21 protein-coding genes are annotated in these 19,128 nt (G+C 32.6%); 8 read left to right on the forward strand and 13 right to left on the reverse strand.

The genetic code is table 11. The features are described 5' to 3' along the window. The first annotated feature begins 39 nt into the window (after positions 1-39). Positions 40-771 carry a phosphatase PAP2 family protein gene (locus AB3G34_RS12580; protein ID WP_369752626.1) on the forward strand — a complete coding sequence of 244 codons (732 nt, stop codon included), beginning with the start codon at positions 40-42 and terminating at the stop codon, positions 769-771. Positions 772-838: 67 nt separating this feature from the next. On the opposite strand, the gene AB3G34_RS12585 is transcribed toward AB3G34_RS12580, so the two are convergent. Both AB3G34_RS12585 and AB3G34_RS12590 read right to left on the reverse strand, forming a co-directional pair. Further along, on the reverse strand, positions 839-1,210 hold the full coding sequence (locus tag AB3G34_RS12585) for a DUF3127 domain-containing protein (RefSeq protein ID WP_369752627.1): 372 nt from the start codon (positions 1,208-1,210) through the stop codon (positions 839-841). Between the two features lie 28 nt (positions 1,211-1,238). Further along, positions 1,239-2,114: a flavin reductase family protein gene (locus AB3G34_RS12590; protein ID WP_369752628.1), complete on the reverse strand. Its 876-nt coding sequence runs from the start codon at positions 2,112-2,114 to the stop codon at positions 1,239-1,241. 183 nt (positions 2,115-2,297) lie between these two features. Between AB3G34_RS12590 and AB3G34_RS12595 the strand changes: the two genes are divergently transcribed. Then, positions 2,298-3,458: a sensor histidine kinase gene (locus tag AB3G34_RS12595; RefSeq protein ID WP_367755482.1), complete on the forward strand. Its 1,161-nt coding sequence runs from the start codon at positions 2,298-2,300 to the stop codon at positions 3,456-3,458. On the opposite strand, the gene AB3G34_RS12600 is transcribed toward AB3G34_RS12595, so the two are convergent. The 3 genes from AB3G34_RS12600 to greA all read right to left on the reverse strand — a co-directional run bounded on the left by AB3G34_RS12600 (position 3,448) and on the right by greA (position 5,615). Beyond that, positions 3,448-4,611: a transglutaminase domain-containing protein gene (locus tag AB3G34_RS12600; RefSeq protein WP_369752629.1), complete on the reverse strand. Its 1,164-nt coding sequence runs from the start codon at positions 4,609-4,611 to the stop codon at positions 3,448-3,450. The two genes, AB3G34_RS12595 and AB3G34_RS12600, sit on opposite strands and share 11 nt — an antisense overlap. A gap of 88 nt (positions 4,612-4,699) precedes the next feature. Further along, positions 4,700-5,089, reverse strand: a complete 390-nt coding sequence (locus tag AB3G34_RS12605; RefSeq protein WP_369752630.1) for an HIT family protein — start codon at positions 5,087-5,089, stop codon at positions 4,700-4,702. A gap of 49 nt (positions 5,090-5,138) precedes the next feature. Then, a complete protein-coding gene (gene greA / locus AB3G34_RS12610) occupies positions 5,139-5,615 on the reverse strand; it encodes a transcription elongation factor GreA (protein ID WP_367755488.1) in 477 nt (158 codons plus the stop codon). Positions 5,616-5,871: 256 nt separating this feature from the next. Here greA and AB3G34_RS12615 point away from each other — a divergent pair, with 256 nt between their 5' ends. Further along, a complete protein-coding gene (locus AB3G34_RS12615) occupies positions 5,872-6,285 on the forward strand; it encodes a Rieske (2Fe-2S) protein (protein WP_367755490.1) in 414 nt (137 codons plus the stop codon). A gap of 57 nt (positions 6,286-6,342) precedes the next feature. Here AB3G34_RS12615 and AB3G34_RS12620 read toward each other — a convergent pair whose 3' ends face one another. From AB3G34_RS12620 to AB3G34_RS12640, 5 genes are all read right to left on the reverse strand, one after another. Then, positions 6,343-8,553, reverse strand: a complete 2,211-nt coding sequence (locus AB3G34_RS12620) for a TonB-dependent receptor (protein WP_369752631.1) — start codon at positions 8,551-8,553, stop codon at positions 6,343-6,345. A gap of 288 nt (positions 8,554-8,841) precedes the next feature. Continuing rightward, entirely contained in the window at positions 8,842-9,246 is a 405-nt protein-coding gene (gene arfB, locus AB3G34_RS12625; RefSeq protein ID WP_367772254.1) for an alternative ribosome rescue aminoacyl-tRNA hydrolase ArfB, read from the reverse strand. A gap of 24 nt (positions 9,247-9,270) precedes the next feature. Next, a complete protein-coding gene (locus AB3G34_RS12630; protein WP_369752632.1) occupies positions 9,271-11,385 on the reverse strand; it encodes a DUF4301 family protein in 2,115 nt (704 codons plus the stop codon). Then, complete coding sequence (pnuC, locus tag AB3G34_RS12635) at positions 11,346-11,969, reverse strand: nicotinamide riboside transporter PnuC (protein WP_369752633.1); 624 nt, start codon at positions 11,967-11,969, stop codon at positions 11,346-11,348. Before pnuC ends, AB3G34_RS12630 begins: the two co-directional genes overlap by 40 nt. Continuing rightward, on the reverse strand, positions 11,966-12,703 hold the full coding sequence (locus AB3G34_RS12640; RefSeq protein ID WP_369752634.1) for a geranylgeranylglyceryl/heptaprenylglyceryl phosphate synthase: 738 nt from the start codon (positions 12,701-12,703) through the stop codon (positions 11,966-11,968). The genes pnuC and AB3G34_RS12640 overlap by 4 nt, the downstream gene beginning before the upstream one ends. A 102-nt stretch (positions 12,704-12,805) precedes the next feature. On the opposite strand from AB3G34_RS12640, the gene AB3G34_RS12645 reads away from it, so the two are divergent. The 3 genes from AB3G34_RS12645 (at position 12,806) to AB3G34_RS12655 (ending at position 14,151) form a co-directional block, all read left to right on the forward strand. Then, positions 12,806-13,402, forward strand: a complete 597-nt coding sequence (locus AB3G34_RS12645; RefSeq protein ID WP_367772262.1) for a Crp/Fnr family transcriptional regulator — start codon at positions 12,806-12,808, stop codon at positions 13,400-13,402. Between the two features lie 75 nt (positions 13,403-13,477). Further along, a complete protein-coding gene (locus AB3G34_RS12650; protein ID WP_367772264.1) occupies positions 13,478-13,759 on the forward strand; it encodes a hypothetical protein in 282 nt (93 codons plus the stop codon). Positions 13,760-13,761: 2 nt separating this feature from the next. Further along, on the forward strand, positions 13,762-14,151 hold the full coding sequence (locus AB3G34_RS12655; RefSeq protein ID WP_369752635.1) for a group III truncated hemoglobin: 390 nt from the start codon (positions 13,762-13,764) through the stop codon (positions 14,149-14,151). A gap of 27 nt (positions 14,152-14,178) precedes the next feature. Here AB3G34_RS12655 and AB3G34_RS12660 read toward each other — a convergent pair whose 3' ends face one another. Beyond that, positions 14,179-14,826 carry a 4'-phosphopantetheinyl transferase superfamily protein gene (locus tag AB3G34_RS12660; RefSeq protein WP_369752636.1) on the reverse strand — a complete coding sequence of 216 codons (648 nt, stop codon included), beginning with the start codon at positions 14,824-14,826 and terminating at the stop codon, positions 14,179-14,181. A gap of 270 nt (positions 14,827-15,096) precedes the next feature. Between AB3G34_RS12660 and ahcY the strand changes: the two genes are divergently transcribed. Next, positions 15,097-16,413 (forward strand): adenosylhomocysteinase, encoded by a 1,317-nt coding sequence (gene ahcY, locus AB3G34_RS12665; RefSeq protein WP_369752637.1) that lies wholly within the window; start codon positions 15,097-15,099, stop codon positions 16,411-16,413. Positions 16,414-16,838: 425 nt separating this feature from the next. Here the strand turns inward: ahcY and rpmA are convergent, their stop codons facing one another. Continuing rightward, positions 16,839-17,105, reverse strand: coding sequence for a 50S ribosomal protein L27 (gene rpmA / locus AB3G34_RS12670; protein WP_007137428.1), 267 nt, complete (start codon positions 17,103-17,105; stop codon positions 16,839-16,841). Positions 17,106-17,128: 23 nt separating this feature from the next. Then, positions 17,129-17,551, reverse strand: a complete 423-nt coding sequence (gene rplU / locus AB3G34_RS12675; RefSeq protein ID WP_369752638.1) for a 50S ribosomal protein L21 — start codon at positions 17,549-17,551, stop codon at positions 17,129-17,131. Between the two features lie 246 nt (positions 17,552-17,797). Between rplU and AB3G34_RS12680 the strand changes: the two genes are divergently transcribed. Continuing rightward, the gene (locus tag AB3G34_RS12680; protein ID WP_367755514.1) at positions 17,798-19,123 is read left to right on the forward strand and encodes a M16 family metallopeptidase; all 1,326 of its coding nucleotides are present in this window, start codon (positions 17,798-17,800) and stop codon (positions 19,121-19,123) included. Positions 19,124-19,128: the final 5 nt, after the last annotated feature.

A 19,128-nucleotide genomic window follows, 5' to 3' on the forward strand; every position in this document is an offset into this window, starting at 1 on the left:
AATTTTCAACCCATTCATTCTTATAATAAAGTCATCCTTATGAAATACAAATCAATTCTACTTGTTTTTATAGTATTGGCAACACAAATGTATGGACAAAAAATTGATACGTTATCAACTTCCAAGAAACTCAGCTATAAACCTTTTATTGTTCCAACTGCTATGATCACAGCCGGAGTAATATTACTCAATACGGATGATAATCAGGAAATACAAGATAAATCAAATAATTTTTTTGGAAAAAATTTCCATTCTACAGCTGACAACATATTCCCTTTAGTTCCAATTGCACAAATTTATACAGGACGTTATTTAGGTTTTCAACCCAAAAACAACTTTAAACACCAAACTATTGATATTGTCGTTGCCAACGCAACCAGTTTAATTATTGTTGAGATTCTTAAAAATACCATTAAAAAAGAACGCCCCGACCAATCAGACAATTTGAGTTTCCCCTCTGGACATTCGGCCATCGCTTTTACGAATGCAGCACTGTTGTTCAACGAATATAAAGACTCTAATATTTGGTATGCAAGTAGTGGTTTTCTATTTGCTACTACTACCGCAGTTTTTCGAATAGCCAATAACAAACATTACAGTTCTGATGTGTTGACTGGAGCAGGAATCGGCCTGGCATCGGGAATTTTAGTATCGTATTACAATCCTTTTCAATCCATGCGATTTGGAAAAACAAAAAAGACAACTGCTTTCATTTATCCCCAAATTGGCAATAAAATTGGATTTGGGTTACTTATAAAACCTAATTATTGAGATGGGAATTGATTAAACAAAAAAAGCCTTGAGATAAACTCAAGGCTTTTTTTTGTTTTTCTTTTTATTAAAAAGGCAAATCGTCTGGTTCATCTTCATTAATATTTGTAGCAGGAGCAAATGCTTGTGCTGCTGGCATAGGTGCTGAAGCTGCTGGAGCATCGGCAACTAATTTTTCAATTCTCCATCCTTGAATACTGTTGAAATATTTAGTTTCACCTTGTGGATTAACCCATTCTCTACCTCTTAAATTGATTGAAACTTTTACAGGTTCACCAATACTATAATTGTTTAACAAATCACATTTATCTTGAGTAAACTCAATCATAATATGTTGTGGATACTGCTCTTCTGTAGTAACAACTAATTCTCTCTTTTTAAATGAGGCACTAACTTGTTGTTCTGGATTAACAACTTTAATTTTTCCTGTAACTTCCATCTTCCTTTATTTTAATTGTTATTTAAGATTATTTTTTTGCAAGAAGTACTTTCCATGCAGAAAGAACATCGTTTTCATCTAAGTATTTCTTTGCTTCCAAATGCACATTTTTTTGGTCATCTGAGCTTAAAACTGCTTTTATCGAAAAATTCTGTTTTACAAATATACTAACTTCTTCTGTTGTAGGCAAGGCTTCTATGTTTCCTAATTTACCAAAATCATTTCCGTCAAATACAACGCTATTCCTCAAATGATTAGGAATTGCATCTACCCCAATTCCAAGAGTGGACAATGGCTTTGGTACTTCAAACAATCCTTGATTTGACCTTGAATACCAATTCCCTCCTAGCCTGGAAACTAAATCAATTTTATGTTGATCAATAGCTCCGTTTTCATCTAGTATAGCTTCATCAATATGCAACTTAATCACTTCACACAGAATTAAATTCCCAGCTCCGCCTTCGGTCCCCAAAGCAATAATCTCAATTACTTTACATTCAAATTGCACTGGTGATTCTTTTACTCTAAAAGGTTTTACCAGATCAGATGGTATAGCAGTAAACCCTGATTTCAAAAATTCATTTACCCCATCAGCATACTCTGTACTAGCAAGTGAAGTTTGTTGCACCATATCAAAATTGACAACATTGATGACTACTTCTTTTGTAGCTTCACAATTAATTAAGGTATGCTTTACCGAATTATCACGTACTCGTCTGGCTGGTGAAAAGACTAGAATCGGTGGATTAGCACTAAAAACATTAAAAAAGCTAAAAGGAGACAAATTGGGATTTCCGTTTTCATCTATAGTACTTGCAAATGCAATTGGTCTTGGCCCAACAGAACCCTGTAAATAACCTTGCAACACAGCAGTTCCAACACTTTTTGGATCAATACTAATCATACTTTTTATCGTTTTTATTTGTTTAAATCGCTAGGTTTACAAAAGTAAGCAAATCGTTTAAGTTTAAAAAAGAAGGTACACTATTTTAATCTTAAATGTTTAATACCACGTAAAAAACTTTCTTTCACCTACTAAAACAATCCAGTATTTATTTCGTTATATTTATACCTCAAAATAACATTTATGCAGTTTTCTGAAAGAAGAAATACAAGTCGTTGGATTATTATTTTTGCTTCATTTTTGATTATCTCTCTGATACTTTGGAATACCTATACTTTTTTTCAAATTTTTAAAAACGAAGAACGTTTAAAAATGAATCTTTGGGCAAATGCTCAAAAAACACTTATAAATGCTGATGCAAATACTGATGTCGAATTGCCATTACAAATATTCAGTAACAATACGTCGATACCCATCATTCTTACCGAAAATGACAGCATTATAAATACCGTTAATATTGATGAAGTGATTATAAAAGACAGCAATAAAGCAACTCTTTTTTTAAATGACTTAAAAAATGAAAATGACCCAATTGTAATTAAATACGGCCCTGGGAAATTTCAAAAATTATATTATGGAAATTCTGCTTTACTAAATAAGCTTAAATATTATCCTATTGCTTTATTACTGATTATTGTATTATTTGCCGCCTTAGTCTATTATTTTTATCGAAGTACAAAAATTGCAACTCAAAATAAACTCTGGGCTGGAATGGCCAAGGAAACCGCACACCAAATAGGCACACCACTCTCCTCTTTAATAGGGTGGGTAGAAATATTAAAAGCAGATAACGTAGCTGAGTCAATTACAACTGAAATTGAAAAAGACATCGATCGTTTACTAACTATCACAGATCGTTTCTCGAAAATAGGATCAGAACCCATATTAGAAAATAAAAATATCGTTGAAGAAACACAGCAATCGTATCACTACTTACAATCCCGTTTTTCTAAACAAATTGAATTTATATTTGAAGCTCCAGAGAAACCCATATACGTTATGCTGAACTCTAGCTTACACAGTTGGACTATAGAAAACTTGGTCAAAAACGCCATTGACGCTATGAAAGGAAGAGGGAAATTAACGTTAAAAATTGAACAGGATAATGATTATGTGAAAATAAATGTGTCCGATACCGGAAATGGAATTCAGAAACAACAATTCAAAACAGTATTTGAACCCGGCTTTACTACTAAAAAAAGAGGTTGGGGATTGGGCCTTTCTTTAACAAAAAGAATCGTTGAAGAATATCACAAAGGAAAAATTAGAGTATTAAATTCTGAAATAGGGAAAGGAACCACCATGCAAATTGTATTAAAAAAGAATAAGCCGCTTAATATCTAATGATGGTACGAAACACAGTCTCTCTTGCTGGCTCTGATTTACTTAAGTATTTAAACACAAACTTTTCATGTTCTTGAGTCAATTGCATTGCAACACTTAAAGATTTTTTTATTGAATTTAGGCTTGCAACATTTTTATCACCTACTTGCCCCAAATTATTCAACAAATATTGACAGTTACTAAATATATCTTTGGGGTTACGTATCATTCTTTTTAGTTCTTCATCTGAATGAATGGGTCTAAATTGCTTGTTTCTATAATTAATGAATTCATTTAATTTATTAATCCCTTCTTTATATAAGTTTACTATTATTTTAAAATCGTCTAAAGCTTTGACTTGATCGTAATATTCTATTTTCTTTTTCTCATAAGAAAGCTGATCCAAAATCATAGAATTGATAACACCATTCTTTTTAATTCTTTCCGAAGAACTTATTAATTGCTCTTTCTCAGATAGGTTATTATATCTTGAAATTTCTGAATCAAAATCAAAACGTTTTTTTGATGAATTGATTTGGGTTTGACTATTATAGAACTCCCTATTAGATATTGTATAATTAAGAAATTGCCACATATAATCAAATGGAATGTGAGATGAAATTATTTTACTTGGATCTGTTTTAAAATAATAATTATCAATTGCTTTAACAAATACACCATTTCTTATATAACCAGCACCCCAAGTTGGATCAAAAACATACCATTTATTATCAATATTAGCACCACACCAAGCATGTGGGTCAGTAAGAATTTCTCCTTTATATTTTGTATATCCGTTTATCACTACGGCATTAATTCCTGCTTTAATTGCAATGTCTTTAAATATTTCTGCATAGTCACTACAAACTCCTTTTCTAGTTTTTAATGTGTTTTTTATTCTATTTTCAAAAGTATCGGTATAGTTAAGGACACGCATGTTTTCAATATCATAATTGATTGTTGATGCAGTCCAATAAAAAACTGCCCGAATTTTTTCGTCATTAGTTTTAAAATTAGATGTGATATAATCCGCAATTGAATTTGTAGAAAAGGTCAATCGATTTGGAATTTCAGCCATTTTCTTATCAATTGAAGCGTACTCTATTTTGGCTTGACCCAAACAAAACAGGGAGAAAAAGAAAGTGATAAAAAGAAATAAAAAACTATTTTTCATTGTAATGGTGCGCTCTAAATTAAAATTAGCAATTGCTTATTTCATTTTAAACGAAAACCGTACCACTTTATTGGATTGTGCTGATAAACTACAAATTGGATTGAATTTGCTCTGCCAACGATTCAAATTCTTCTTTAGTTAAAGAAACTTTATTTTGAAAACGCATTTCATCCATTTCATTAAGAGGAATTAAATGAACATGGGCATGAGGTACTTCAAGCCCTACAACTGCCATTCCTACTCTTTTACAAGGAACGGCTTTCTCTAAGGCTATAGCTATTTTTCTAGAGAAATGCATTAATCCCAGATAATGCGCTTCGTCCATGTCAAAAATTTTATCAACTTCAAATTTAGGAATACAAAGTGTATGCCCTTTAGCATTAGGATTTACGTCAAGAAAGGCCAAATAGTTATCGTCCTCCGCAATTTTAAAACAAGGAATCTCACCGTTTACAATTTTGGTAAATATGCTACTCATAATTTAAGTTCATTTGAAGTTTTAATATATCCGATAATTGAGTACAAAATTAGTCACGTGAAATTTCTAAAATTTCAAATTTCAACACTCCATTCGGCACCGTAATTTCAGCAAATTGACCTACTGATTTTCCTAGCAATCCTTTCCCTATTGGAGATGTTACTGAAATTTTTCCTGTTTTTAGATCTGCTTCACTTTCAGCTACCAAAGTATATTTCATTTCCATTCCGTTGGCTTGATTTTTAATCTTTACAATAGATAAAACCAATACTTTAGAAAGGTCAAGGTGTGTTTCGTCAATCAATCTAGCGTTTGAATGTACCTCCTCTAGTTTAGCAATTCTCATTTCTAACATCCCTTGAGCCTCTTTGGCTGCATCGTATTCTGCATTTTCAGACAAATCTCCTTTATCTCTTGCCTCAGCAATATCTGCAGAAGCTTTTGGACGCATGACACTTTTTAAATAATCTAACTCTTCTCTTAATTTTTTTAATCCTTCTGCTGTGTAATAAGATATTGCGCTCATAGTTTAATTATATTATTTGTTGGGTCATATGTAAGCTTTGAATTAAAAGTGTGAGTATCATTCTTCATTTAGTTTAACCCAAATCAAACTTAAATTCTCTTAGCTTATATAAATAGAAAAAATCCCATCAGGACGGGATTTCTTTCCACAAAGATAGTATTATTTTTTTAGTATATAATTATATGTTAATCATATCTAATTCAAAGTTAAATAATTTAAATTTGTTTAACTAATACTTTTAAAATATTATTATTTAATGAAAAAATGTATCGTATTACTCGTTATTATAACTGCTTTTTGGGGCTGTAGCAACAGTGATTTCAATAATAAAAACCCCTATATACCTAGCTATACTTTTACTGTTGATATCAACATGAATTTACCTGCTTACTCAAACTTACAATATCCTAGCAATGCTATCTATTACTCTAGTGTTGGAGCAAAAGGAATTTATATTTTCAATACAGGAAGTGGCTACAATGCATTTGATGCCGCCTGCCCTAATCAAGCAATTAGCAGTTGCTCTACGATGACATTAAAAGGCATTAATGTAGTTTGCCCATGTGATGACACTGAATATAGTTTGTTTACTGGACAAGGAAAATTACAATATCCTTTAAAACAATATCGAGTTGAAGTAAATGGAAATGTATTACGCGTGTATAATTAATAAAAAAGCCCGAAAATAAAAACTTTCGGGCTTTTTTATACGTTTCACTATGTTTATCTAAAACTTCAATGTTAATCCTACAAGGAAGTTAATTCCAGCTTGTGGATAGTACCCTGCTCCTTCTATCGTTTTAATTTGATTTGGATCGCTCCAGTTATCATCGTACGTATAGAAATAACCGTTGGACACATATTTATAATCAAAAATATTATTAACTAATCCTGTTACTAAAATTGATTTGAATACTGACTTCGGTGTAAACTCATATGAAACATTCAAGTCGTTTACAAAATAAGACTTCAATTTAGACCCTTCTGAATCTATATTTCCCATGTATTGCTGACCAACCATTTTTGATAAAAACGAAACTTGAAAATTAGTAATTGGCATAAAAGTGATTATGTTCCCCGCAATAAAATCTGGTGAATAGGCAATATTAGTATTTCCTAAAGCAGTTAAGACTCCGTCTCTTTCAAAATGAAAATCTTTATTTTTATTACTACTTAGGGTAAAGTTTGGTCGAATGATTAAATTATCCAATACTGCTATTGTAGCATCAACCTCTACACCTAAGCGATAACTATCCCCGCTATTTTTGCGAATTGGACTTCCTACATCATCTAATTGTCCCGTTAAGATCAACTGATCTTTGTAGGCCATATAATAGACATTTGCGTTTAATTTTACTTTTGCAGTACTATGACGCAATCCCAATTCAAAGTCATTTAACTTTTCAGGTCTTGGACTTCCGTTTTCATAATCGGTTCTATTAGGTTCACGATTCGCTCTTGCATATGAAGCATACAGTTGATTGTTGTCGTTAATCTCAAAATTCAATCCTGCTTTTGGATTAAAGAAATTAAAGTTGTCATTTACTACTCCTGTTTCAGGACTATCTGCTTTGTAACGTACATTTCTCAATTGTAAATCTCCATATAAACTAAACTTCTCTGCAATTTGATAATTGGCTTTTGCAAAAACATTTCCATCAGTTTTGGTGGCATAATCATCATAATAATGGTCTCCCAATTCGGTTGTTGAAGCAAAACGTGCCCAAATTACTTTTCCAAAATGACTTCCTTCGTATTTATTGTATCCTCCTCCAAGTATTACATCTAACTTTTCACTTTTATAATTAGCAGAGAATGTAGTTCCATAGAAATCATTGTCTAACCATTTTTGACGGACAAGGTCGGTAATAGTCACTGTCCCAACAGGCTGTAAACCATAATCAGCCATATCAGCATCTTCCTTGTAATTTTCATAATACCCCTTCCCTTTGGTATAATGAAAAGCTAGGTTTGTATTCCAGTTATCAGATACTTTTTCGTTCCAATGCAATTGGTAATGATCTTGTTGGTAATTATCCGTTTCATTATCATAAAATCGTGTATTTCCAGATTCATCTGTAAATATTCCAGCTGAATTAAATGTCCTGTCACTGATCAATGTTTCCGCATCAATACCATTCCAAGATTGATAGGTTTTTTCCTTTCCCCCAAAGGCCAACGCTTTAATCAAGGTTGTTTTACCTACATAAGTTCCTTGTAAGAAATACGATTTTAAGTCGGAACTAGCGCGATCAATATAACCATCTGATTTTAAAGCTGACAATCGTCCTGCCAATTCAAAATGATTGTTCATTAATCCCGTACTGAATTTAACTGTATGTTTTCTAGTATTGAAACTTCCAAAAGAATTAGAAATCTCCCCATTACTCTCTTTAGAGTAGGCATCAGTCAACATATTTAAACTAGCTCCAAAAGCTCCTGCTCCATTTGTTGATGTTCCTACACCACGTTGCAATTGCAAGCTTTCTACTGAAGAAGCAAAGTCGGGCATATTTACCCAATACGTTCCGTGACTTTCAGAGTCATTATAAGGGATTCCATTAATAGTTACATTCACACGGGTAGCATCACTACCTCGTACCCGAATTCCTGTGTAACCTACTCCATTTCCAGCATCTGATGTTGTAATAACCGAAGGTAGATAGTTCATCAAAATAGGAATATCTTGACCTAGATTTCTAAACTTGATGTCTTTTTTATCTAAATTACTAAAACTAACTGGCGTTTTTGTAGTAACCCGAACCGCTGAAACCAGTACCTCATCGAGTTGATTCACCTTAGTCGTATCTTTTACTTGTGAAAAAGAAAGAAAAGAAAAAAGAGAAAAAAGAATTGACGTTGAGATTGTCAATTTTTGTTGTTTTACAGTTTTGCTGCTTTGCAACTTTGCGACTTTGTAATCAATAATAGTATTCATCCGTAAATAAAATTACGAATAAAAGGGGGAATTATTCTTTTGTTAAATTAATAAATGATTGTTCCTATGACAAGCAGACAGCGTAAGCAGTACTGATTTATCATTTTTTCCCTTGACAACATTACTCGTCCAGGTTCGTTGGGTATAATCTCAGCTCGTTATTTAGAGCACCCCTTTGAGACGGGGCAAATGTAATCTTAAAAAAGATAAAAATCAAACATGAAAATGCAAATAAAACCGGAATAACAAATAAAACAAAACAAGTTAAAAAGAAGCTTTATTATCAAATCAATCCAAATCCGGTTTTTTCCGATTTTGTTTTAATTGAGAAATGTTTTTTTTATTTTTAATACGCTTTCTTATTGCTGATTTTGGAACCCTAGTCTCTTTTCTCGGTTTTTGTACAATTAGTCCCTTTCTAATTAATTCCAAAAATCGTTTAGTGACAATTTCCTTATTTCTTAATTGACTTCTGTCTTCATCACAGTTGAGTATCAAAATCAAATCAGCGGTTAATCTTGTGGAAAGACTCATTTCAAGCACTGCTTTTTCCTCATCAGACAAAGCAGTAGAATTTTTCAAATCAAAAGTCAATACAATCTTTGAAGAGACCTTATTTACATTTTGCCCACCAGCACCACTGCTACGAACCGCCTTGTACTGTAATTCTGATATAATTTTTTGAACTTCCATTATGTTTTCTTACTAATTCAAAAACTATTGGGGTTGATGCGCTAGGTTTAATAAATCATTCACTGTTTTAACTGGATTAAAGGTAATTAAAGGTACCTGTACAAAAACCGTTAACCAATTAGCCATTGCTCCATTCCATAAACCAGGTAATTCATAAGCTTTTATATCTTTCCCAGAAATACTTTTACTAACAATAAATCCGCGATTATGATCCACAAAATTCATTAAATCGAACTTCTCATTTTTGTAGTTTTTTAAACTACAAACCAAATCTACAGGGTTAAAATGAGAAGCATTTTCCATAATTTTCAGTTGTGCTTTAACTGATAAATCTACCTCCGAAGATTCTACAATTTGAAGTGATACATTTCCATTATTCTCTTTCGTCCAAAAAGGACCTCCTCCTGGCTCACCTTCATTTTTAACCATACCGCAAATACGAATAGGTCTATTTAAAATATCCCTAATTTCCTTAACGCTGTTTTCAAATGTAAGACTTTGAAAATCAGAAGAAAATGACATGTTTATTTTTTCTTTCAAAAACGTCATTGTCTCCTCTAATAATTCTTGATCAAATGCATCAGTATCAATTGCATTGAGATATAAAAATATTTTTTTTTGTAAATCAATCAAAATTCCAGCTAATGCTTTTTTATACAATGAAATTTTTTCGTGATTAATTTGAGTTACATTATCAATGTTTTTTATAAAAACAATATCAGCATCTAACTCATTTAAATTTTTAATTAATGCCCCATGACCACCAGGCCTAAACACTAATCTCCCATTTTCATTTCGAAAAGGTTTATTGTTTAAACCCACTGCAATTGTATCAGTGCTTTTATTTTGAAAAGAAAAATTCACGCTTATTGAAGTTTCCGTTTTTTTCTCTACTATAGGTTTAACCTCTTTTATTATATCTTCAAATTGCTCTAAATGAGTTTCAGAAACAGTAAAATGTAAATTTGAAACCCCATTTGAACTGGAGTAATTAGCACATTCATACAAATGTTCTTCTATTGCTGTTGCGTTATGTGTTTCATATTTATGAAATGGAAGAACTCCTTTTGGTTTATTAGAAAAATCAAAATAATCCTCCGATAACATTAATTTTATAAAATAGTAATTTTTTAAATTGCGATGAAGAGAGTCAAAGCTTATAAATTCTTCTTTTAATTTTTTATTTATCTCTTCATAAAAAGCGAGTCTTTCCAACCCTACCACAAAAACAGGTAGCTTACTATTCTTTTTTCTATTTACATAAGCCTTAATACTTTCGTTTTCAACATCAAATTCATTCAAAAAAGTAATCAAAAACTTAAACATTCTACTAGCAGCGCCAGATGCTGGAACAAATTTCTCTAACTTTAATTCCGCCTTATTTGAATCAAAATAAGCGGCTTTCTCTTTAAATTCAATTTCGGATAGTTTTAAGATTCCATTGTATAGGGTTGCAGGCTCTAATAACACCGTTTTTTTAACACCATTTTTAAATATCGACAACTGTTTTCGAATATTCTCTAATGGAATCCCATATTCATAAATCTGTACAAAATCACGGGAGCTCAAACCCATTTCTTTAGCCTTAGCTAAATCATCAATAATAGAAATTGCAGTATTTAATCGAAGATTTTTATCTCCAGACAGTGTTATAAATGGTTTTTTATTTTCTATCAATGCCCTTTTAAAAACCTCAAAAACAGATTTTCTACCTTCTGGCTTGTCCCTCAAATCATCTTTTTCCCACGGCACATCGATATCAGTAAGAAAAAACAAGTCGTATTCATGTTTAAGCGCAGCTTTATCTAGCGAAGGGTCGCAAAAATTATAGTAAACTTCAGAAAAAACTTTTGTCACCATTAAGTTGGTATCACAAAACAAATAATCATTTGCATGAGCAAGAGCATCATTTTCTAATTTAGTTTGGCCATACGCAATGGGTAGCATATCATTAACATCACAAACAAGTTGCTGCTTATCCCATTTTTCTTGCAAATAATCACGCGCAAACTCTGGAACCCACAGTGTCTTATAGTATTCCGCAAGTTGCTTTGCTAAAGTTGTTTTCCCTGTACTTTCAGGGCCAAACATAGCAATTTTTATAATTGCAGACTGCTTTTGTTTAAGATTTTCCTCCATTCTAAATAAGCTGAAACAGCTAAAATTGTAAATATTAAATATTGTAAAGACAACATCCCTAACCCTCTATAAGCATACAACGGTGTTACAATTATATCACCAATAATCCAAAGCGTCCAATTTTCGATTTTTTTATTGGCCATATACCACATCCCTGTAAAGAAAACACCAGAGGCAATGATGTCTATATAATTATCATTATGAATTTTATAATCAAATAATTTATATATCCCGAAAACTACGAAAATTGTCACAAAAAACAACAAAATACCAATTAATTTTTCTTTACCATTTGTTCTCGTTATTGGCAATGAGTCGCTATCTTTTGTCTTTCTAGTCCATTTATACCAACCATAAATACTCATAATTGTAAAATAACCGTTAATCATCATGTCACCAAGATAACCAGCTATAAAAAGTAAATATACTGAAATTATTGTGGCTATCAATCCAGTAGGATATACTAAAATATTTTCTTGTCTAGCAAACCAAACGCTTAATATCCCAAAAACGAAAGCTATAAACTCTAATACAATATGCATCATACTTACATCTTTGTAAGCATTTAAAAAAAAATCTATCATTGATTAAAGTGATTAAAAAAATTAAAATCTTTTTCAAAAGCAGTCCCAATAACTACCAAATCAGCCCCTGCAGCATATGCTTTTTGAATTCCTTGTAAATCTACAATTCCACCCCCAACAATTAAAGGAATTTCTAAATTTTGAGCAACTAATGCAATCATTTCAAATGGAACTGCTTGCTGCGCTCCACTACCCGCTTCTAAATAAATGAGCTTATTACCCAGCATTTCGCCCGCTTGGGCAGTTGCAAGCACTAAATCACCGTTGCTTCTCGCTACAGGATTTGTTTTACTAACTCTGGCTACGGCAGTTTCATTTCCGCTTTCGATCAATATATAACCTGTCGAAATAATTTCGAGATTACTTTGTTTTAAAATTGGAGCTGCTATAACCTGATGGCCTATTAAATAATCTGGATTTCTTCCTGACAATAAGGAGAGAAACAATATCGCATCGGCTTCATTTGAAATTTGAGACGGATTGCCTGGAAAAAGAACGATTGGTAAATTAACGTTCTGCTTTAATCGAATAATTAATTCATCGATTCGATTCGATTCTACCAAACTCCCACCAATGAAAACATGTGAAGCAGGAGATTGATTAATTTTCAAAATCAAATTATCCAAATCTCTCCAGACAATTTTATCTGGATCCAACAAAATGGCCAATAGTTTTTTTCTATCTGCCTTACTTTTTACTATTTCTTGATATGTGTTTTCTGTTTTTTTTTGCATTGGAACGTAAAAGTAAAAGTTTTTTTTTTAGCACAATAACTATTTTTGAAACAATTACATTTGCTTGAAAGGCTCTCCATAACAAAACCAAAAAAATAAAAAATGATTGCTATTGAATTATTAGAAAAATATGGCGCCGTAAAAAAAAGATATGACAAAGCCTCCACTATATTTGAAGAAGGAAAACTGCCTACACATTATTATCAAATTCTTTCTGGCGAAGTGAAAATGAACAATTATAATGACGATGGACGTGAATTTATTCAAGGTTTTTTTTATGAAAATCAATGTTTTGGAGAACCTCCTTTATTCCTAAATCGAGTTTATCCAGCTAGTGCAGTTGCCTTAGAAAATACCGAATTGATTTGCATCACTAAAGAATGCTTTTTAGAATTGCTCGCTAATAATCCTGCAATAAGCATAACAATAATTGAAAACTTAGCACAGCGATTGTACTATAAATCAGTAATGGCAGCTGAAATATCTTCTGAAGAACCCGAACATAGAGTCTTAACACTCATTGATTATGCGATTGCTAATTTTAATTTAAAAAAATCCCAACATGGATATCTAATCAATTTTACTAGGCAACAAATTGGTGATTTAACGGGACTTCGAGTAGAAACCGTTATTCGAGCTATTAAGTCTTTAGAAAAAAAAGGGCTCTTAAAAATTATTAATCGAAAGGTCTACCGTTAAGTTGCCCTTTATGATTTGAATCATAAATAAAACGAGTCCCATACATCTAACTTTGTCATATTAAATTTTTACACTATGACACTTTATAAAAATACATTAGAGAATTTCGACAAAAATTTTATTGGTTTTTCAACTTTAGCCATATTAGGACAAAGCTGTCTCGGTGGAGCTGCAGCTATGATGATATTAGCAAATGGAACTTCTTTTGGACAGATGATTCAACTTAGTATTATTGTACTAATTTGCATGCTAGTGAACACTTCTATTTTAGCACAAATGAAACACAAACTAATTTTTAATCTAATTATTGCAAGTACTATTCTAAGCACTTTATTGATTGTATTAAATAATCTTTAATAATGAAAAAGACTATTGATAACCGAGCTGACATTTCACTTTTAGTCACCACTTTTTACAAGAAAATAAGAGCTGATAGTGAAATAGGTTTTTATTTTAATGACACCATACTTAACTGGGAAGAACATGTAACAAAACTGACCGATTTTTGGGAAACCAATTTATTTGCGGTCAAAAAGTACAGCGGAAACCCAATACTGGCTCACAATACAATCGACAAGTTATTTACTAACCAAATATCATCACACGAATTTGGCATTTGGCTGAATTTATTGTTTGAAACCTTAGACGAGTTATTTTTAGGAGAGAATGTGGATATTCTAAAAAGAAGAGCCCGAAAAATGAGTACTTTCCTTTATATGAATATGTTTGAAAGCCGAACTAAAGTGTAGTTCATTTATACCATTTTACAACACATATTACTTTTTCTCAAAAGCATACACAAGCCCAAAGTCTTCTATTTCTTCGTGAAATATTTTAAAATCTTTCACTAACTTATCAAAGTGAAGTTCTGCTCTTAATTCTTTATCATCTAAACGGAAGGCTTTGACTTTAATATGATCCTTGAAACTAATTCCCTTTTCATTTCTAATTTTAAAAATAGCTTCTTTGGCTCCCCAAATCACAGTAAGTTTTTTTATGTATTCTTCGTGATTTTTTATATCTAAATAGTTGAACTCTTCATCAGCAAATTTATCAGCGATGCGAATGATTTTTTCTCTTTGTAGCTCAATATCGATGCCTACGGTTTCATCACTCAGAATAATAGCTGAAAAATGGTGGGAATGTGTAATAGAAATGTATTTACCATCTATAAGATGTGGCTTCCCAAACTCATCGTAATACAAGTCTAAATCATTATAACCTGCCTCTTGCAAGAGTTTACGAACGCTTAAAAAACCCCGTTGATGCAAGTCGGATTTCATATTATCAAGTCGGATACGGTTTTTCATGTTTAACACAACTTCCCCATGGAGTTCATCAAAAGATTCGGTGATTTTCCAAACCAGAATTTTAGTATTTATCCCAACGCTTGGGGAGAAGTTTATGGTCTTGTATAAAGGCATGATTCTATATCGTGATTTTTAGCCCCGATGGCAACGGCATCCTTTTTATCTTGAAAATTGTTTTAGTTTACCAAAACAAGTTCAAGATAAAAAGATATAGTGAACAGCGGGATTAGCTCCTGAAAATGAAGCTAAACAGTCTTTAAATTATTATTTTACTGATTTTTAAAAGATTACACTATTAAACAATTCATAAATATAAGTGAATCCTTTTTAAATCATAAGTTATTACGTAAATTTGCAAAAAATTACAATACAAATATACTATAAATGAGTACTACAACTATGCCTTTTGTGGCTTTCAAAGTAAAAGACATCTCTCTAGCAGCCTGGGGAAGAAAAGAAATTGAACTAGCTGAAGCTGAAATGCCAGGTTTAATGGCACTTCGCGCTGAATACAAAGACGAACAACCTCTTGCTGGTTCTCGTATTGCTGGATGTTTACACATGACGATTCAAACTGCAGTTTTAATAGAGACTTTGATTGCTCTTGGCGCTGAAGTGACTTGGTCTTCTTGTAACATTTTCTCAACTCAAGATCAAGCTGCTGCTGCTATCGCTGCTGCAGGAATTCAAGTATACGCTTGGAAAGGTTTGAACGAAGAAGATTTTGACTGGTGTATTGAGCAAACATTATTCTTTGGTGAAGATAGAAAACCATTGAACATGATTCTTGATGATGGTGGAGATTTGACAAACATGGTTATTGACCGTTACCCAGAATTAGTTGCTGGAATAAAAGGATTGTCTGAAGAGACTACAACTGGAGTTCATAGACTTTACGAAAGAGTAAAAGCAGGAACTTTACCAATGCCTGCTATCAATGTTAATGACTCGGTTACTAAATCGAAATTTGACAACAAATACGGTTGTAAAGAAAGTGCAGTTGATGCAGTTCGTCGTGCAACTGATATTATGCTTGCTGGTAAAAGAGTAATCGTTTGTGGATATGGTGACGTAGGAAAAGGTACTGCTGCTTCTTTTAGAGGTGCTGGATCTATTGTTACAGTTACTGAAATCGATCCAATTTGTGCTTTGCAAGCTGCAATGGACGGTTTTGAAGTTAAAAAATTAAACACTGTTGTTGGAAATGCTGATATCATCATCACAACAACTGGAAATAAAGATATCGTTTTGGGTTCTCACTTTGAGCAAATGAAAGATAAAACAATCGTTTGTAACATTGGACACTTTGATAACGAAATTGCAGTTGCTTGGTTAAACACAAACCATGGAGCATCTAAAGTTGAAATCAAACCACAAGTTGATAAATATACAATTAATGGTAAAGATATCATCCTTTTGGCTGAAGGTCGTTTAGTAAACCTTGGTTGTGCTACAGGTCACCCAAGTTTTGTAATGAGTAACTCATTTACAAACCAAACTTTGGCTCAAATCGAATTGTGGAAAAATAGCGCAAATTACGACAATGACGTATACATGTTACCAAAACACTTAGACGAGAAAGTAGCAATGCTTCACTTGGCTAAATTAGGAGTTGAATTGGAAACGCTACGTGACGATCAAGCGGCTTACATTGGTGTTGCAGTTGATGGCCCATTCAAACCAGAATATTACAGATACTAAATGATTGTAAATTAGCAATTGCTGATTATAATTTTAGATTTATATAAACCCTTGCAAGAAACTGAACTAAATTCAGTCTGAATGCGAGGGTTTTTTGTTTTTGGGCGAGACCCTACGTAAAAACTTCGGGTCGGGCTATTCACTATATCTTTTATTTCTTCCCGAAGTTTCGAGACGAAATAAAAGGATACCGCTACTATCCCTTTCGCAGTTCCCACGAGCTAGGGAATCCCTTCCTGCACAGATTTTCACGTAGAGCTGCAGTGAGGCTCTGCAATTACGCAACGTTTTGACACAAACAATTTTTACAATCAAAAAAATCCATTTCCCGTTCAGCCACCCTCTCCTTTGGCAAAGGACTGGGAATTATCCACAAAAAAACCCGCTTCTTTCGAAACGGGTTTTTAATAAATTGAGAAAATCAATTATGCTTCAACTTCAAATGGAAGTATAGAAACGTATGATTTGTTGTCTCTTTTCTTTTGGAACTTTACAATTCCAGGTACTCTAGCATGTAGTGTGTGATCTTTACTGATGTAAACATTTTCACCTGGATTGTGCTTAGAACCTCTTTGTCTTACGATGATGTTCCCTGCAATAGCAGCTTGTCCTCCAAAAATCTTAACGCCTAAACGTTTTGATTCTGATTCTCTACCATTCTTGGAACTACCGACACCTTTCTTGTGAGCCATGACGTATTAGTTTAATATTGTTATTATTCTTTAGTATCTTCTTTTTTCGCTTTTGGAGCTTTTTTTACTTTTGGAGCTGCCTCTTCAGTAGTTGCTTCAACCGCTGCTTTCTTAGGAGCTGCTTTTTTAGCACCTGCTGCAGTAATACCTTCAATTACAATTTGAGTAAGATATTGTCTATGACCGTTTCTCTTTTTGTATCCTTTTCTTCTTTTCTTTTTGAAAACGATTACTTTATCTCCTTTTAAGTGTTGTAACACTTTAGCTTCTACTGAAGCACCTTCTATAGCTGGGGCGCCTAAAGTGATTGTTCCATTGTCATCTAATAAAAGAACTTTGTCAAAAGAAACTTTTGAACCTTCTTCATTAGTCAAACGATGAACATAAACCTTTAAGTCTTTGCTTACTTTAAATTGTTGCCCTGCTATCTCTACGATTGCATACATACCGAATTGATTTATTGATTTTTAAGGTTGCAAATATACAATTTATTTTTTACCATGCAATCACTTAAAGGAAAAAATGTTTTCATCTCTTTTCTCCCCATTTTCAAGACTTTAGAAACCCTAAATATCATTAGTTTACGTATTAATTAAAAACTATTGCACTTTCATCCTTAAAAAAAAGGTATTTTTGGAGTAACAATAATCCACTTTCAATAACTTATTGTAAATACATTTTTATTAATCTTTATGAAAAAATCAATAATGGTATTAAGTTCTGCCCTTATGCTTGGTGGAGTAGCAACTGCCCAAAAAATAGCTTTTGAAGAATATGATCTTGACAACGGAATGCATGTTATTTTGCATCACGACCCTACAGCACCGGTAGTTATCACCTCCGTAATGTACCATGTGGGCTCAAAAGACGAAAATCCTGAAAAAACAGGTTTTGCCCATTTTTTTGAACACTTATTATTTGAAGGAACTGCCAATATAAAACGCGGAGAATGGTTTAAAATTGTAGCTTCAAATGGAGGTACTAATAATGCCAACACTTCTGACGACCGAACCTATTATTACGAAGTCTTCCCTTCCAATAATTTGGAATTGGCTCTTTGGATGGAATCCGAAAGATTAATGCATCCTATAATCAACCAAATTGGTGTTGATACTCAAAACGGTGTTATAAAAGAAGAAAAAGCATCACGTTATGACAATCGCCCTTATGGAAAAATCATAAACGTAGTAAAAGAGCACCTGTTTATTAACCATCCTTACAGATGGTCCACCATTGGCTCCATGGAACATTTAGATACCGCTACATTGGAAGATTTTCAAGCTTTTAATAAAAAGTTCTACACCCCTAATAATGCTGTACTGGTTGTTGCGGGAGATTTTGAAAATGCAATTACTAAAGAATGGATTCAAAAATACTTTGGAACTATCAAAAGAGGAGAAGAAATACAAAAACAAATTTTCACCGAAGAACCGATTACACAAACTATTAAAGCAACTTATCAGGATCCAAATATCAAGATCCCAATGCTTGTCGCCGCATATAGAACGCCTTCAATGAAAACCAGAGACGCAGTTGTTTTGGATTTCATTTCTGCTTATTTAAGCGATGGTAAAAGTTCAAAATTATACAAGAAAATTGTTGACCAAAAAAAAATCGCCTTACAAATTGGAGCCGTTAATCTTAGCGAAGAAGATTACGGAATGTATATTTTATATGGTCTACCAATGGGCACTAATTCATCTGAAGATTTATTAAGAGAAATAGATGAAGAAATCCTAAAAATACAAACTGAATTAATTACTGACAAAGACTATCAAAAACTATTGAATCAATTTGAGAATCAAAATGTAAATAACAATTCTAATGTAGAAGGTGTTGCCGAAAATCTAGCCAAGTATTATTTGCTTTATGGTGACATTCATTTAATAAATAATGAGATTGATATTTACCATTCTATTACCCGAGAGGAGATTCGAACAGTGGCTAAAAAATACTTAAATCCAAACCAACGATTATTATTGGATTACGTTCCCGCTACTGAAACAGCACAGAACTAAGATAA

It is taken from the genome of Flavobacterium sp. WC2409 (genome assembly GCF_041200085.1).
In the GTDB taxonomy this organism is placed as follows: Bacteria; Bacteroidota; Bacteroidia; order Flavobacteriales; family Flavobacteriaceae; genus Flavobacterium.